Origin of the sequence: Streptomyces sp. SCSIO ZS0520, assembly GCF_025643355.1 — a bacterium.
Classification (GTDB): domain Bacteria; phylum Actinomycetota; class Actinomycetes; order Streptomycetales; family Streptomycetaceae; genus Streptomyces; species Streptomyces physcomitrii.
On sequence record NZ_CP092644.1, the window covers coordinates 3,819,273 to 3,833,384 of the forward strand.

Below are 14,112 nucleotides of genomic sequence, written 5' to 3' on the forward strand. Positions count from 1 at the left end.
AACTCCAGCGTGGCAGGACTTCCGTGGGAGCGGAACTCCTGCGTCCCGGGACCTCCCCGCGAGGAGGAAGTCCTGATCAGGCCACTATCGCGGAACACTTGCCGGGCGGCAAGAGTCGCAGGTCGGCCCAGGTCACGGCGGGGTCGGGGGCCGCTCCGGGGGCCGGTGCCGGGCCGCCGGACATCCGAGGGGCCGTCCTCCCCTCTATAAGGTGTGAGGTCGCACACCGGGTGCGAGGCCCCGCGAGAGGGGCACCGGCACGGCGGCCGCGGGGCGCACCGGCGGATCGGCCACAGGCGGGAAGGGGACCGGGGGATGACCGGCGAGGGGCAGCGTTCCCGCAGGAGGCAGGGCGAACTGGAAGTGCTGGTCCTGTCGGCCCTGCGCTCCGCGGACGGCCCCCGTACGGCGGGCTGGCTCAAGGAGCAGCTGGGCGGCGGGCTCGCGTACACCACCGTCGTCACCATCCTGACGCGGCTGCTCGCCAAGGGCGTGGTCACCCGGGAGCGCTCGGGACGCTCCTTCCTGTGGACCCCGGCCGCCGACATCGCCGGCCTCGCCGCGCACCGCATGCACAAGGTGCTCAATAGCGAGGCCGACCGCGGCGCGGTCCTCGCCAGCTTCGTCACCGCGCTCCCCGCCGAGGACGAGCGACTGCTGCGCGAACTGCTGCGGCAGGCCGAGGACCAGCGGGAGGGCTGACGTCCGATGGGGGTCTTCGTCTTCCTCCCGCTCGTCCTCCCGCTGACCGCCTGGCCGGTCGCGCGCCTCGCCGAGCAGCGCCTCCACCCGCGGACCGCCACCCGCCTGCTGACCGCGGTGGCCGCGGTCATGGCGGCCTGCAGCACCCTGTGCCTGGCCCTCCTGGTGGTCGTCGGCACCGCCCAACTCCCCGGCAACCCCCTGCCGGACGGCTGGTCGGACCCCGAGGTACGCGCGGCCGTCCCCTGCGACGAGATCGCGGGCAAGGTCTCCATCCCGGCCCTGCTCGTCCTCGCCCTGTCCTGCGCCCGCCTGCTGCGCGGCCGCCGCGAACTGCGCCTGCGCGCCCACCGCGCCCTGCACGGACTCCCCGGCCGCACCGTCGCCGTCCTCCCGGACCCCGCCCCCTACGCCTACGCCCTGCCCGGCACCGCCGGCGCCCCCGGCCGGGTCCTCGCGACCACCGGCATCCTGCGCTCCCTCGACGCCCCCGAGCGCCGCGCCCTCTTCGCCCACGAACGCGCCCACCTCGCCGCCCACCACCACCGCTACCTCCTCGCGGTCCAACTCGCCGCCCGCGCCAACCCCTTCCTGCGCCCCCTGCGCGCCGCCGTCGAGTACGCCACCGAACGCTGGGCCGACGAAACTGCCGCCCAGACCATCGGCAACCGCCGCACCCTCGCCCGCGCCATCGGCAAGGCGGCGCTGGCGGGACGGGAGGGGGGCGTGGGGGCGGGGTCGGGGCTGGGGTCGGGGTCGGGGTCGGGGTCGGGGTCGGGGCTGGGGTCGGGGCTGGGGTCGGGGTCGGGGGCTAGGGCTGGGATCGGGGTCGGGGTTTTCGGGTGGTCCGGTCTTTCCCGGGTTCGCGGGGGCTTCCGGCTTTCCTGGTACTACTGGCTCGGGTGGGTCTTCCGGGTTCAGCGGGATTGCCGGTTCTGCTGGCTTCCCCGGCTTTCTCGGCCTTCTCGGCTCGGCTGGTTCTTCCGGCTTCCCCGGGTTCGCCGGTTCTTCTGGCTTCCCCGGCTTCCCCGGCTTCCCCGGGTTCGCCGCTCCCGGGCCAGTGCCGCGCCGGGTGGCCGCGCTGCTCGCACCGGCGCCCGCCTCCCGGCGCCCGTCCGTCTTCAGCGCCATCGGTCTCGCCGCCTACGGCGCGGCGGTGGGCACGGCCATCTCCGCGATGTCCTCGGCGAGTTCGACGATGACCATGCTCCTCCTCCTGAAGGCGGCTACGCCGATGTGAGGCACGGTGCTCGTACGGACCGCGGGCCCGCACGTGAGATTCTTCGCACTCCCAACCATTGGCACCCCTGGATAGACTCCTCGCAGCCGAGCGGTCCCGCGACCGCCCGCCCCGCCCCCGGCCCCTCCAGGGAAGGCCCCGCATGTCCGGCTCCAAGAACTCCCCGAACACCAAGGGTTCCAAGAACCGCCTCCTCGGCCTCGCCCTCGCCGGAACCGGCGCCGCCCACTTCGCCGTCCCCGCGGCCTTCGAGCCCCTGTCCGCCAAGGTGTTCCCCCAGGACACCCGCCAGTGGATCTACCGCAACGGCGCCACCGAACTCGCCCTGGGCCTCGCCCTCACCAGCCCCCGCACCCGCCGCCTCGGCACCCTCGGCCTCGCGGCGTACGGGGCCTGGCTGGCTTCACGGGCGCTGGGCAACCGCTGAGGAGTCGGCGGCCCGGTCCAGGCGGTAGTCCACGGGCCGCTTCCAGCGGGTGATGCATCGGCGGCCGGGCGGACCAGCCAGCGGGCATCGACATGACCCGCTCTCAGGCCGAACTCCCCTCCGTCCGCACCGACTTGGGCCGCGCCCGCAGATGCGCCCGTTCCCCCTGGCTGCCGAACAGGCTGAGGAATTCCACCGGTTGGGCATCGGCGCCGCCGAACCAGTGCGGGACGCGGGTGTCGAACTCGGCGGCCTCGCCGGGGGTGAGCGTCAAGTCCCTTTCGCCCAGCAGGACTCGGAGGCGGCCGTTGAGCACGTAGAGCCACTCGTAGCCCTCGTGGGTCTTCGGGTCGGGCTCCCTGCGGTTGCTGCCCGCCGGGATCACCAGTTTGTACGCCTGGATGCCGCCGGCCCGGCGGGTCAGGGGCACCATCGTCATGCCGTGCCGGGTCAGCGGGCGCAGATGGATGCGCGGGTCGCCGGTGGGCGGGGCGCCGACGAGTTCGTCGAGGGTGACGCCGTGGGCCCGGGCGAGCGGGAGCAGGAGTTCGAGGTTGGGGCGGCGGTCGCCGGACTCCAGCCGGGAGAGGGTGCTCACCGAGATACCGGTGCTCCGGGAGAGATCGGCCAACGTGACCTCCCGCTGCCTGCGCAGCGCACGCAGCCGGGGGCCGACCGCGGTGAGGGTCCGGTCGAGATCACTGTCTTGCGTCATGTCGGGCGCCATGCGGGAAGTTTGCCAGAACAGCAAGGTTCTTTGCGGCATCGGCAGCACGCTCGCATGGTCGTCGTGGAGGTGGTCACGATGACCGAGAACGAGAAGACGACCCAGGGGGCGGCACCGCGGGCGACCCGGCGGGCGGCCGAGATGACGGCCGAGCTGACGGCCGAGCTGACGGCCGAGTCGACGGCCGAGTCGACGGCACGGGAGATCACCGGGGCGGCAGCGGCGGAGACCCCCGACGAGCTGCGGGACGGCTACGACGTGGTCGTGGTCGGCGGTGGTGCCGCCGGGCTGAGTGCGGGCCTGATGCTGGCCAGGGCGCGGCGCTCGGTGGTGGTGCTGGACGCGGGCGCACCGCGCAACGCCCCGGCCGCCGGGGTGCACGGACTGCTGGGCCTGGACGGGATCAGCCCCCGCGAGCTGCTCGCGCGCGGCAGAGCGGAGGTCCGCCGCTACGGCGGGCAGGTGGTCCCCGGCGAGGTGGCCACCGCCACGCGCCCCACGCACGAGGAACCGGACGGCCCGAGCAGTCCGGACGGGCCGAGCAGTCCGGACGGGCCGAGCAGTCCGGACGGGCGAAGCCATGCGGACGGGCCGAGCCACCCGGACAGGCCGACCGATCCGGACAGGCCGAGCCACCCGGACAGGCCGACCGATCCGGGCGCCCCGGACAGCCGGGACACTCCGAACAGCCGGGACACTCCCAACGGCCGGGAGACTCCGAACACCCGCGACACCCCGAACAGCCGGAACAACCCGGCCCCGTCCCCCTTCACCCTCGTACTGACCGACGGCCGTACCGTCACCGCGCGCCGTCTGCTGGTGGCCACCGGCCTGGTGGACGAGTTGCCGAGTCTGCCCGGGCTGCGGGAGCGGTGGGGCAGGGATGTGGTGCACTGCCCGTACTGCCACGGCTGGGAGGTGCGGGACCGGGCCGTCGGGGTGCTTGCCGTGGGGCCGATGGCGGTGCACCAGGCGCTGATGTTCCGGCAGTGGAGCGCGGACGTCACCCTCTTCACCCAGGGCACGCCGCAGCCGGACGAGGAGCAGGCGGCGCAGCTGGCCGCGCGCGGGATCCGCGTGGTGGACGGCGAGGTGGCGGGCCTGGAGGTCACCGGGGACCGGCTGACCGGGCTGCGGCTGAAGGACGGGCGGGTCCTCGCGCGCGAGGTGCTGGCCGTCGCGGCGCCGATGTCGGCGCGGGTCGGCTTCCTGGCGGGGCTCGGGCTGCGGGCCGTGGAGCATCCCGGCGGCGCGGGCAGCTACCTGCCCGCCGACGCGCTGGGCCGTACCGAGGTGCCGGGCGTCTGGGTCGCGGGCAATGCGGCCGATCTCTCCGCCCAGGTCGGCGCCTCCGCGGCGGCGGGAGCGGCGGCGGCCGCCCAGATCAACGCGGACCTGATCGCCGAGGAGACCCGCCGCGCGGTCGCCGCCCACCGCGCACCGTTCTCGGCGGCGTCCGAGGCCCGCGTCAGCGCGCTGGTGACGGGGGACCGCCGCCACGGCCTCTGAACCCGGCGAACACAGCGCCCCGCAAAGGGAGTTCCGCCCTCACTCCGGCCGCAACGACTGCCAGATCGCGTCCGGCAGCAGGCGTGCGACCTGGTTCAGGTCCACGTCGTAGGTGCTGGACAGGGAGCGGCGGGCGGCCTCGGCGACGGGGCCCATGACCATGATCTCGATGAGTTGCGGGGGCAGGGGGGCGAGTTCGCCGCGGCGGACGCGGGGCTCCAACCAAGCGCTGATCGGGGCGAGTTTGGCGTCCCGGGCCTCGCGGATCTGCCGGGCGTGGGCGGAGAGGTAGCCGGAGTAGGAGGAGGCGTGCAGGAAGAGGGCGGCCTCCCGGTGCTCGATGGTGAAGTCCAAGTAGGCCCGGACCAGGGCCCGTACGCCGGTGCGTGCGGTGCGGGAGCGGACGACGGCGGCGGTCATCGCGTCGAAGAGCTCCTCCATACATCGGGTGTAGAGGGCCGCCGCGAGTCCGTCGAAGCTGCCGAAGTGGTGGTAGAGGCTGCCGAAGCTGACGCCGCCCGCCTTGGTGACCGCGTTGACGGTGAAGCCCTGCTGGCCCGAGGCGGCGTAGACCCGCAGGGCGGTGTCCAGGATGCGGTCGACGGTGGCCTCGCCGCGCTGCTGTTTAGGCGACATCGCCTACCGCCCACCCCCGCGCCCGTGGACCACCGCGTGCCGCCGCGGCCCCCTGTCCTGACTTCCGGGTTCCGCTTTCCTCACTCATGCCGCACAGCCTAGAACAGAACCGCACAGAAACAGTTTGGAGAACTTTTCTAGAAAATGCCTCCGATGAATCGTCAACTGGCCTATTTTCGCCGCCATGAACGCGCACGATTCCGCACCCGTCCCACCCCCGCCCGCCGGACCCCCGCCGGGCGGCTCCTTCGGCCCGCCCCCGCAGGGCGCCTTCGGCCCGCCGCCCCCGCTGACGCAGCCCGGGGGGACACCCCCCGGAGGCGGCCCGCGCCGCGGCGGGCGCCCGGCGGTCCTCCTCGCGGCCGTACTCGCGCTGGCCGTGCTGATCGCGGGCGGCACCTGGTACCTGCTCGCGGACCGCGGCAAGGACGGTGGCAGCCCCCGGGCCAAGCCCTCCGGGGAGGGCCAACTCCCGGGCGCCGCACAGCAGAAGCCGCAGGAGAAGGCACCCGCCGACCCCACCGCGGCCACCCTCATGCACACCCTGGTGCCGGAGTTCCCCAAGATCCCGGGCAGCGTGACGAAGCAGACGACCTGGAAGGCCGAGGGCTCCTGGCTGACCGAGCGGGTCTACGCGAAGACCTCGGTACGGGAGATCACCGGGTACGCGGCGGCCACCGGCGAGAAGCTCTGGTCGCTGCCGCTCAAGGGCGCCTCCTGCGGGGGCTCTCCGCAGGTCGGCAAGGGCAACATCGCGGCGGTGGTCGTCCAGGACAAGCCGCTCGACGACCGCGGCTACCCCGCGCCCTGCACCGAGGTCCTCGCCTTCGACCTCGACACCGGCAAGACGGTCTGGTCGACGTCCTTCACCGCCGAATACCAGTCCCGCAAGACGCCGTTCGACCAGGTCGTCATCAGCAAGGACACCGTCGCCGCCGGGGGCATCCGCGGCGGCGCGGGCTTCGACCTCGCCGACGGCAGCCTGCGCTGGGAGCCGGAGGTCGGCGAATGCGGCGACCGCGGCTACGGCGGCGGGCCGCGGCTGGTCGCCGTACGGGTCTGCGGGCCGTTCGGGAAGCGGAAGTTCGAGGCGCATCTGATCGACCCGGACACCGGCAGGAACGCGTGGCGGTACCGGCTGCCCGCGGGCACCACCGCGCCCAAGGTGCTCTCCACCGACCCCGTGGTCCTCGGCGTGGACACCGGGACCGCCTCGCTCACCGGCGTCGACGACGTCCTCTCCCTGGACGCGCGCGGCAGGCTCCGCTACCGGATCGCGCTCAAGGACGACAGGTTCCAGCACTCCTGCCGGGGCGCCGAGATCGCGCAGAGCTGCCGCTCGCTCGCCGTCGGCAACGACCGCCTCTACGTGCCCACCAGGAGCCGCGCCCACGGCAAGGGCTACTGGAACGAGATCGTCTCCTTCTCCCTCGCCGACGGAAAGCCCACCCGCGACCGCTTCGAGGCGGGCGACGGCAACACCCTGCTGCCACTGCGGATGGACGGCCCCCGCCTGCTCGCCTACAAGAGCGGCACCGACGTCTCCGTGGTCTCGGTCGACCCCCGCAAGGGCACCCAGGAGACCCTCCTGACCTCCCCCGACGGCCCGATCGGCCTGAGCCCCGAGTACGCCGACCTCCGCTTCACCCACGGCAGGCTGTACGTCGGCAGCCCGCTGCTCGGCGACCCGGCGGGCGGCAGCGTCAAGCAGCATCTGGCGTACGGGTTCGGGCCGGGGGCCTGAGGCGCTTCTGCCGCCGCTGCCGCCCGGGTAAGTGCATTCCCTACGGCGTGGGGGCCCTTTCGTGAGGGGGGCCAATTCTGTCCCAGGACGGAATTGGCCGGGGACAAGAATGTCCCATTGCAGGTGTGTGCGGCGCGTGCCAGCCTCGAATGCGTGGCCCGCGGGAATTGCGCGGCCGTCGAAGAACAAACACCCGTCCGGCGATCCGGAATTGCTGCTGCCCGGCGAGAACAGGCGGGCACCCCGTACCGATCGCTCGCAGGTGGCACCAGTGGGAGTACCCCCCTCCCCGAGGAGACGACGACATGACCGACGACAACGTCAAGCCGGTCCGTATCAAGGGCTTGGCTTGGGACATCGCGGCGGACATCTACTTTCCGCCGGGATTCGACGAGACCCAGAAGTACCCCGTGATCATCAGCGCCCACCCGACCGGCAGCTGCAAGGAGCAGACCTCGGGCACGGTCTACGGCACGGCGCTGGCCCGGCAGGGATTCGTCGTGGTGGCGTTCGACGCCAGTTTCCAGGGCGCCAGCGGCGGCGAACCGCGGTTCACCGAGGACCCCGGCTTCCGGGTGGGCGATTTCAGTTACGTGATCGACCATCTGGTCACGCAGCCCTACGTGGACGAGAGCCGCATCGGTGTCCTGGGAATCTGCGGCGGAGGCGGCTACGCCGTCAATGCCACGATGACGGAGCGCCGGATCAAGGCGCTCGGCACCGTCGCCGCCGCCAATGTCGGCCGCCTGATGCGGGAGGGCTTCGTGGACTAAGACCCCGTCGCCGCGCTGGAGGCCATCGGTGCTCAGCGCACGGCCGAGGCCCGCGGAGCGGACGGCGTGGTCAACGACCTGCTCCCCGCGTCGCCCGAGGCGGCCGAGGAGGCCGGTCTCACCGAGATCGACCTGTGCGAGGCGACCGACTACTACAAGACCGGTCGTGGTGGCGCGCCCAACGGCGCGACCAGCTTCCGCTTCTCGCGCCAGGCGGCCCTGGCCAACTGGGATGCCTTCGACCGGGCCGAGGTGCTGCTGACCCAGCCGCTGTGCATCGTGATCGGGGACCGGCCGGGCGGCTTCGGCTCCTACCGCGCCGGCTTCGAGATCTACGGCCGCGCCGCCTCCGAGGAGAAGGAACTCGTCGTCGTCGAAGGCGCGTCGCACTACGACCTCTACGACCGGCCCGGGCCGGTCGAGGAGGCACTGAGCCACCTCGTCCCCTTCTACGAGAAGCACCTCTGAGCCACGGAGAAGCACCTCTGAGCTACGAGCAGCACCTCTGGTGAGCTACGAGCAGCACCTCTGACACCACCTCGTGGTGGGCGGTCCCGATACGGGAGCCGCCCACCACACCAGCGATCCGATGCGCCGCCTCCTCCGCGCCCCGGCCCGCCTCTCTCCACCTCTCCCTCCACCTCGTGCCCTGCCCCGTCTCCCCCCGCCCCGTAGGGTGTCCGGATGTCTGCGCACCACCCCGCCGCACCCCGTGTCCTCGTCGTCCGCAACAGCCCCCGCAGCGGACCCGGCCGACTGCTTCCCTGGCTGCGCGAGGAGGGGCTGACCGCGGTCGAGGCCGAGGGCGCCGAGGCGGTGGACGACCCGGCGGGGTACGCGGCGGTCGTCCTGCTCGGCGGCGGCTTCCTCCCCGACGACGACACCCGCCACCCCTGGCTGCCCGCCGAGCGGCTCCTCGCCCGGCGCGCGGTGGACCAGGGCGTCCCGCTCCTCGGCATCTGCCTCGGCGCCCAGGTCCTCGCCGCGGCCCACGGCGGTACCGTCCTCGGCTCCCACGGCACACCCGAACGCGGTTCCTGCCGGATCACCCTGCGCCCCGAGGCCGCGGCCGACCCGCTCCTGGACGGCCTGCCCCCGGTCTTCCCCGCGATCCAGAACCACCGCGACCAGATCACCGAACTCCCGCCCGGCGCGGTCCACTTGGCTCAGAGCGCGCCCTGCCCCGTACAGGCCTTCCGGCTCGGCGAGGCCGCCTGGGGTGTGCAGTTCCACCCCGAGGTGGGCGCCGACCGCCTCGCCCACTGGTCCGAGGCCGCCCTCGGCGCGGACGGCCTCGACCTGGCCCGACTCCGTTCCCACGCCGAGGAGTCGGAGCCGGACTCCGCCCGGGCGGCGCGCCAATTGGTGGCGAACTTCGGGGTGTTGGCGCGGGAGCGGCGGGGCGGCGCCTGACCGGTCTGTGCCATGGCACAGACCGGCCGAACAACACCAGAGCCGGACCTTAACCGCACCACCACCCAAGAGGTAGCGTCTCGGCCGTTCGCTTCCCCCCCCACCCCAGCGAAGGAGCGGTCATGAGAAAGCGTGTCATCCGCGGGATCGGTGCTCTTGCCGCGGCGTCGGCCACGGTGGCCCTGGCCACCGGCGCGGCGAGCGCCCTGCCGACCCAGGAGGAATGGCTGGCGGACGTGGACGCCCGCGTCGCCCCGGCACAGGAGTACCTCGCCGACCGGCTTCCCGCGGACGAGAAGACGACGCTGGTGCTGGACATCGACAACACCACGATGCAGACGCACTACGAGCGGGGAAAGGCCATCCCCTCGATGCTGGCGCTCGTCGAGGAGGCCAAGAAGCAGGGCAGCGCCGTCTCCTTCGTCACCGCGCGCGACAACGACAGCCGCGAGGCGACCATCGACGAACTGCGGTCGGCCGGCTACCCCGTCGACAACCTCTGCATGGTGGGTGATGTCGACGGCTCCAGCACCGCCGAGATCAAGACCAACTGCCGTATCCGGCTGGAAGGCGAGGGGTACACCATCACCGCCAACATCGGTAACCACACCCACGACCTGGAGGGCGGCCACAGCGAGCGCACCTACGACCTGCCCGACTACGGCGAACTGAGCTGAGCCGGAGCGGCCGAACCGGAGAAGCGACCCCGGGGGCCCGCGGCTCAGGCCCCCGGGGTCGCGAAGTCGCCGCGTACCGCGGCGGCGGTGACGGCACCGAAGACATCCGCGCTGCTTCTCGACGAGTGGGCAGCACCTCACCGGTCCAGCGGCCCCCTCTTCCCCTCCCCCGCCTTGGTGGCCTGCTCGCCGAACCGGGCCGCACCCGACCTCGGCCGCCCGCCCGCCCGCCGGAATGAGCGGTGCCTCCCTTCCCCGGAGAACACCCGTTCCCGTAGTCGCCCACGCGTGCCCGTCACACTCTCCCCGCCCCATACGTCACTGGTGCAGAGAGACGGAACCAAGCTGATCTGACCGGGAGAGCGACTCCCGGCCGAGCGACTTTGGAGAAGCCATGACGTCACCCATCCTGGTCACCGGTGGCACCGGCACCCTGGGCAGCCACGTCGTACCGCTCCTGCGCGAAGCGGGCCGTGACGTGAGGATCCTCAGCCGCCACCCCAAGGAGAACAGCCCGGGCATCGAGCATGTCAGCGTCGATCTGCTCAAGGGCGAGGGGATCGAGCCCGCGCTGAAGGACGTCGAGATCCTGCTGCACCTCGCGGGCGGCCCCAAGGGCGACGACAAGGCGACCGCGCATCTGATGGCCGCCGCGAAGAACTCCGGCGTCAAGCACGTCGTCTACATCTCCGTGATCGGCGCGGACCGCGTCCCGGTGGCCTGGCTGAAGCAGCAGCACGCTGCCGAGCAGGCCATCATCGACTCCGGCCTGCCCTGGACCATCCTGCGTGCCTCGCAGTTCAACGACCTGATCCTGACCGTGGTCGAGAAGATGACCAAGATGCCGGTGGTCCCCTGCCCGGGCGGGCTGCGCTTCCAGCCGGTCGACTCCCGCGAGGTGGCCGCCCGCCTCGCCGATCTGACCCTCGGCAAGCCGCAGGGCATGGTGCGCGAGCTGGCGGGCCCGAAGGTCTACGGCATGCGCGAGCTGGCCACCAGCTACCTCCTGGCCCGCGGCAAGAAGCGCCCGATGATGGGGATGCGGATGCCCGGCAAGGCCGGCAAGTCCTACCGCGCGGGCGAGAACCTGGCCCTGGAGGGCAACGACGTCGGCAAGCGCACCTGGGAGGAGTTCCTCGCGGAGCGGGTGAGCTGAGCCTTCCGGGGCCCGGACGGGTGCCGGGCGCCGTACGGGAACCGGAAGCCGTACGGGCGTCCGCCGCCGTACGGAAGTCCGCGGCCGTACGGGAGCCCGCCGCCGTACGCGCGGGCCCGCGGTGGACCCGGGCCGGCGGCGGATCCGCACATGGCCGGGCCCGGCGCCTCCCCCTGCGGGGCGGTGCCGGGCCCGGCCTGTCTCCGAACGTGCGGGGCGGTGCTCAGCGCCTCAGCGCTCGTATCCCGCGTAGTCGCCGTGGCGGTCCTTGTCGTCGTGGTGGTCCTTGTCGCCGTGGCGGTCGATGTCGCCGTTGACGCAGACGTTGCCCGCGGTCGGGTTGAGCGCGGCGATGACGTTGACGCTGTTGCCGCAGACGTTGATCGGGATGTCGATCGGCACCTGCACCACGTTGCCGGAGAGCACGCCCGGGGAGTGCGAGGCGTAGGCCTCGGCCTCGGCGCCCGAGTCGGCGGTGGCGGCGGTGGCGCCACCGATCAGCGCGGCACCGGCCGCGACCACGAGACCGGCGCTCTTGATCACACGGAACATCCTTGATTCCTCAATTCTCGATTTCTCGATCGCTTCTTCTCGGCTGCGGGTTCCGCCACCGCGGCCCGTACGGACCGGATCCGCGCGGGCGGCGGTGCGAACCTGCGGTTGCTGTCGTCATTCGCCGGTGAGGAGGGGCGGGATTGGCCGCACGGGGGACGGCAACCCCATCGGATGAACCCGCGGCCACCAAGTGGACGAAGCAGGACACAAGCTGACGTACCGGCAGACCGGGCGGCCGGGGTCAGGACCGCATCGGGCGGGCGGGAGGCGGTGGTTGACAGATTCACACCAATCCGCCGGGGGATCGGGACCGAATACCCGCTGTCAGAGGTACCACCGCGCGCCCGGCCCGGGACGAGCCGGACGCACCCTCAGCATCGAGGTGCATTTCCGTGACAGGCCACCGCACAGCCCGCCTCTCCGCCTTCCTGGCGCTGCCCGCCGCCCTGACCCTCGCCGCCGCCGCCCCCGCCCTCGCCCACGAAGGACACGGCGGGCACAAGGAAGCCGCCGCGGCGAAGGGTTCGCAGGCGTACCAGATCAACCTGGAGCAGCTGAACGACTCGGGCGCCTCCGGAACGGCCATGCTCAGCCTCGACGGCACGAAGCTCACCGTGAAGATCGAGGCCTCCGGCCTGGTACCGGGCCAGCCGCACGCCCAGCACATCCACGGCTCCACCGACGGCCACGACTTCCACTGCCCGGACGCGAGCGCCGACAAGAACGGCGACGGCATCACCACCACCGCCGAGGGCCTGCCCGCCTACGGCGACATCAACATCTCGCTGACCACCAAGGGCGACACCTCCAAGGACAGCGGTCTCGCCGTCGACCGGATGCCCGCCGCGGACAAGGACGGCAAGGTCTCGTACGAGCGCACCCTGACCGTCTCGCAGGACGTCGTGGACCACATCAAGGACCTGCACGTCGTCCAGCACGGCATCGACCCGAACGGCGACGGCAAGTACGACTTCGGCAAGGGCAAGAGCGAGCTCGACCCGAAGCTCCCGCAGGAGGCCACCGCCCCCGCGGACTGCGGCATGGTCAAGGGCGCGGCGGTCGGCTCGATGCCCTCCGGCGGCGTCGAGACGGGCTCGGGCGGCACCCAGGGCATCGAGTCCCCCGGCCTCCTCGCGGGCGGCGGCGCGGCCCTCCTCGCCGCGGCCGGACTCTTCGCCGTGAACCGCAGGAACCACCAGCGCACCGCCGAGGCCCGTACGGACCGCCACTGAGCACGGAGGCCGAGGGACCGGGACGAGCGGCGAGCGAGCGCTGAAGGACGGGTGAGCAGAGATGCCGGACATACCGGAGCAGCCGGAGCCGCCTGAGATACCGGGGGCGCCGGAGACACCGGGGCCGTCGGAGGCGTGTGAGCCCGGGCCCGCTCGCCGCGGCCCCCGGCGGCGGCTGGTGCTCGCGCCGGCCCTCGCGCTGCTGGCCGCCGGTGGCGGACTGCTCGCCCTCGGGCTGCGGGACCAGCAGCCCGCCCCGCCCGAGGCGGTCGACAAGCCCGGGGCCACCGTCACCGTCCCGGGCTCCCCCGGCGGCGAGTCCGGGGAGCCCGGTGCGCGGGACCCCGCTCCCGGCCGCTCGTCCACGGCGCCGGAGCCGGAGGGGAAGCGGACGCCGCCGCTGCCGTCCTCGCCGCCGGTCCGGGTCAGCGTGCCGAAGCTGAAGGTGTCCTCCTCGCTGGAGAGCCTCGGCCTGGACGGCCGCCGGGCCATGGAGACGCCGCGCGACCCGGCCAGGGCGGGCTGGTACCGGCCTGGCCCGGCGCCCGGCGCGCAGGGCCCGGCCGTGATCGCCGGGCACGTCACCTGGGACGGCGCGCCCGCGGTCTTCTTCCGCCTGGCGGACCTCGACCCGGGCGACCGCGTGGACGTCGCGCGCGAGGACGGCCGCACCGCCGAGTTCACCGTCGAACGCGTCGCCCGCTACACCAAGGCGAAGTTCCCCACCATCGAGGTCTACCGGAACCTGGACCACGCCGGGCTGCGCCTGATCACCTGCGGCGGCACCTACTCGGAGGCCGACCACCGCTACGCCGACAACGTCGTGGTCTACGCCCGGCTGACGGGCAGCCACTCCTGACCGCGCCCCCGGGCTGTACGGCCGAGGGGTGCCGTACGGCCCGGGGGCGCCCCGCGTTCCGGGTGCCTCAGCGGCGGGCGAGCCGCCGTTCGCCGCCGCTGCCGGTGGCGTACGGCAGCTCGTAGTGGGCGAAGACGGCGGGCTCCTCGGTGGCGAGGAGTTCGCCGTCGGTGTCGATCGAGGGGGCCTCGCGGACGAGTTTCCGGTCGTACGGCACCTTCACGTAGACGGGGCCGAGGACCGCCTCGGCCAGCGGTACGAAGACCAGCTTGCGCTGGAGGGGCAGGCCGACCGTGACGGTCGCGAAGGAGGGCTCGTCGGAGGCCGTGTCCACGTAGACCGCCTCCAGGGTGCCGATCTTCTTGCCGTCGGAGTCGACCACGTCGTAACCCCGCCACTCCCGGATGTCCCCGGCATGCACCATGATGTCCGCTCCTACGGTTCTCGGTCGGTTCCCGATCG

Annotated in this window: 16 protein-coding genes and 1 pseudogene; 13 read left to right on the forward strand and 4 right to left on the reverse strand. The window is 72.9% G+C overall.

The window, feature by feature from the left end; translation table 11 throughout:
• Window positions 1-315 precede the first annotated feature (315 nt).
• The 4 genes and pseudogenes from MID12_RS14670 (at window position 316) to MID12_RS14685 (ending at window position 2,369) form a co-directional block, all read left to right on the forward strand.
• On the forward strand, window positions 316-702 hold the full coding sequence (locus tag MID12_RS14670) for a BlaI/MecI/CopY family transcriptional regulator (protein ID WP_040250821.1): 387 nt from the start codon (window positions 316-318) through the stop codon (window positions 700-702).
• A 6-nt stretch (window positions 703-708) separates the two neighbouring features.
• Window positions 709-1,440: pseudogene (locus tag MID12_RS14675) on the forward strand (M56 family metallopeptidase); the annotation flags it as partial.
• Between the two features lie 334 nt (window positions 1,441-1,774).
• Complete coding sequence (locus MID12_RS14680) at window positions 1,775-1,942, forward strand: hypothetical protein (protein ID WP_163011115.1); 168 nt, start codon at window positions 1,775-1,777, stop codon at window positions 1,940-1,942.
• Between the two features lie 142 nt (window positions 1,943-2,084).
• Window positions 2,085-2,369 (forward strand): hypothetical protein, encoded by a 285-nt coding sequence (locus MID12_RS14685; protein ID WP_263173595.1) that lies wholly within the window; start codon window positions 2,085-2,087, stop codon window positions 2,367-2,369.
• Window positions 2,370-2,472: 103 nt separating this feature from the next.
• On the opposite strand, the gene MID12_RS14690 is transcribed toward MID12_RS14685, so the two are convergent.
• Window positions 2,473-3,084 (reverse strand): helix-turn-helix domain-containing protein, encoded by a 612-nt coding sequence (locus MID12_RS14690; RefSeq protein WP_205616937.1) that lies wholly within the window; start codon window positions 3,082-3,084, stop codon window positions 2,473-2,475.
• Between the two features lie 90 nt (window positions 3,085-3,174).
• Here MID12_RS14690 and MID12_RS14695 point away from each other — a divergent pair, with 90 nt between their 5' ends.
• Window positions 3,175-4,605: an NAD(P)/FAD-dependent oxidoreductase gene (locus MID12_RS14695; RefSeq protein WP_263167642.1), complete on the forward strand. Its 1,431-nt coding sequence runs from the start codon at window positions 3,175-3,177 to the stop codon at window positions 4,603-4,605.
• A gap of 39 nt (window positions 4,606-4,644) precedes the next feature.
• On the opposite strand, the gene MID12_RS14700 is transcribed toward MID12_RS14695, so the two are convergent.
• A complete protein-coding gene (locus MID12_RS14700) occupies window positions 4,645-5,241 on the reverse strand; it encodes a TetR/AcrR family transcriptional regulator (RefSeq protein WP_040250827.1) in 597 nt (198 codons plus the stop codon).
• Window positions 5,242-5,425: 184 nt separating this feature from the next.
• On the opposite strand from MID12_RS14700, the gene MID12_RS14705 reads away from it, so the two are divergent.
• From MID12_RS14705 to MID12_RS14725, 6 genes are all read left to right on the forward strand, one after another.
• Window positions 5,426-6,985, forward strand: coding sequence for a PQQ-like beta-propeller repeat protein (locus MID12_RS14705; RefSeq protein ID WP_263167643.1), 1,560 nt, complete (start codon window positions 5,426-5,428; stop codon window positions 6,983-6,985).
• Window positions 6,986-7,290: 305 nt separating this feature from the next.
• Window positions 7,291-7,758 carry an alpha/beta hydrolase gene (locus MID12_RS32460; RefSeq protein WP_411576957.1) on the forward strand — a complete coding sequence of 156 codons (468 nt, stop codon included), beginning with the start codon at window positions 7,291-7,293 and terminating at the stop codon, window positions 7,756-7,758.
• Between the two features lie 66 nt (window positions 7,759-7,824).
• Window positions 7,825-8,226: a hypothetical protein gene (locus MID12_RS32465; RefSeq protein WP_411576958.1), complete on the forward strand. Its 402-nt coding sequence runs from the start codon at window positions 7,825-7,827 to the stop codon at window positions 8,224-8,226.
• A gap of 216 nt (window positions 8,227-8,442) precedes the next feature.
• A complete protein-coding gene (locus MID12_RS14715) occupies window positions 8,443-9,171 on the forward strand; it encodes a type 1 glutamine amidotransferase (protein ID WP_263167645.1) in 729 nt (242 codons plus the stop codon).
• A 122-nt stretch (window positions 9,172-9,293) separates the two neighbouring features.
• Window positions 9,294-9,848 carry an HAD family acid phosphatase gene (locus MID12_RS14720; protein WP_040250833.1) on the forward strand — a complete coding sequence of 185 codons (555 nt, stop codon included), beginning with the start codon at window positions 9,294-9,296 and terminating at the stop codon, window positions 9,846-9,848.
• Window positions 9,849-10,242: 394 nt separating this feature from the next.
• Complete coding sequence (locus MID12_RS14725) at window positions 10,243-11,004, forward strand: SDR family oxidoreductase (RefSeq protein WP_263167647.1); 762 nt, start codon at window positions 10,243-10,245, stop codon at window positions 11,002-11,004.
• Between the two features lie 231 nt (window positions 11,005-11,235).
• Here the strand turns inward: MID12_RS14725 and MID12_RS14730 are convergent, their stop codons facing one another.
• Window positions 11,236-11,556, reverse strand: a complete 321-nt coding sequence (locus MID12_RS14730; RefSeq protein ID WP_040250838.1) for a chaplin — start codon at window positions 11,554-11,556, stop codon at window positions 11,236-11,238.
• A gap of 395 nt (window positions 11,557-11,951) precedes the next feature.
• Here MID12_RS14730 and MID12_RS14735 point away from each other — a divergent pair, with 395 nt between their 5' ends.
• Both MID12_RS14735 and MID12_RS14740 read left to right on the forward strand, forming a co-directional pair.
• Complete coding sequence (locus MID12_RS14735) at window positions 11,952-12,791, forward strand: CHRD domain-containing protein (RefSeq protein ID WP_040250842.1); 840 nt, start codon at window positions 11,952-11,954, stop codon at window positions 12,789-12,791.
• A 175-nt stretch (window positions 12,792-12,966) separates the two neighbouring features.
• Window positions 12,967-13,650, forward strand: coding sequence for a class F sortase (locus MID12_RS14740; protein ID WP_411577061.1), 684 nt, complete (start codon window positions 12,967-12,969; stop codon window positions 13,648-13,650).
• 67 nt (window positions 13,651-13,717) lie between these two features.
• Here the strand turns inward: MID12_RS14740 and MID12_RS14745 are convergent, their stop codons facing one another.
• Window positions 13,718-14,074: a PRC-barrel domain-containing protein gene (locus MID12_RS14745; RefSeq protein ID WP_040250845.1), complete on the reverse strand. Its 357-nt coding sequence runs from the start codon at window positions 14,072-14,074 to the stop codon at window positions 13,718-13,720.
• Window positions 14,075-14,112 lie beyond the last annotated feature (38 nt).

Bases quoted from the DNA above. Each gene is read 5' to 3' on its own strand.
- MID12_RS14670 (WP_040250821.1), top strand. From the start codon at position 316: ATGACCGGCGAGGGGCAGCGTTCCCGCAGGAGGCAGGGCGAACTGGAA.
- MID12_RS14685 (WP_263173595.1), top strand. From the start codon at position 2,085: ATGTCCGGCTCCAAGAACTCCCCGAACACCAAGGGTTCCAAGAACCGC.
- MID12_RS14690 (WP_205616937.1), bottom strand. From the start codon at position 3,084: ATGACGCAAGACAGTGATCTCGACCGGACCCTCACCGCGGTCGGCCCC.
- MID12_RS14695 (WP_263167642.1), top strand. From the start codon at position 3,175: ATGACCGAGAACGAGAAGACGACCCAGGGGGCGGCACCGCGGGCGACC.
- MID12_RS14700 (WP_040250827.1), bottom strand. From the start codon at position 5,241: ATGTCGCCTAAACAGCAGCGCGGCGAGGCCACCGTCGACCGCATCCTG.
- MID12_RS14705 (WP_263167643.1), top strand. From the start codon at position 5,426: ATGAACGCGCACGATTCCGCACCCGTCCCACCCCCGCCCGCCGGACCC.
- MID12_RS32460 (WP_411576957.1), top strand. From the start codon at position 7,291: ATGACCGACGACAACGTCAAGCCGGTCCGTATCAAGGGCTTGGCTTGG.
- MID12_RS14715 (WP_263167645.1), top strand. From the start codon at position 8,443: ATGTCTGCGCACCACCCCGCCGCACCCCGTGTCCTCGTCGTCCGCAAC.
- MID12_RS14720 (WP_040250833.1), top strand. From the start codon at position 9,294: ATGAGAAAGCGTGTCATCCGCGGGATCGGTGCTCTTGCCGCGGCGTCG.
- MID12_RS14725 (WP_263167647.1), top strand. From the start codon at position 10,243: ATGACGTCACCCATCCTGGTCACCGGTGGCACCGGCACCCTGGGCAGC.
- MID12_RS14730 (WP_040250838.1), bottom strand. From the start codon at position 11,556: ATGTTCCGTGTGATCAAGAGCGCCGGTCTCGTGGTCGCGGCCGGTGCC.
- MID12_RS14745 (WP_040250845.1), bottom strand. From the start codon at position 14,074: ATGGTGCATGCCGGGGACATCCGGGAGTGGCGGGGTTACGACGTGGTC.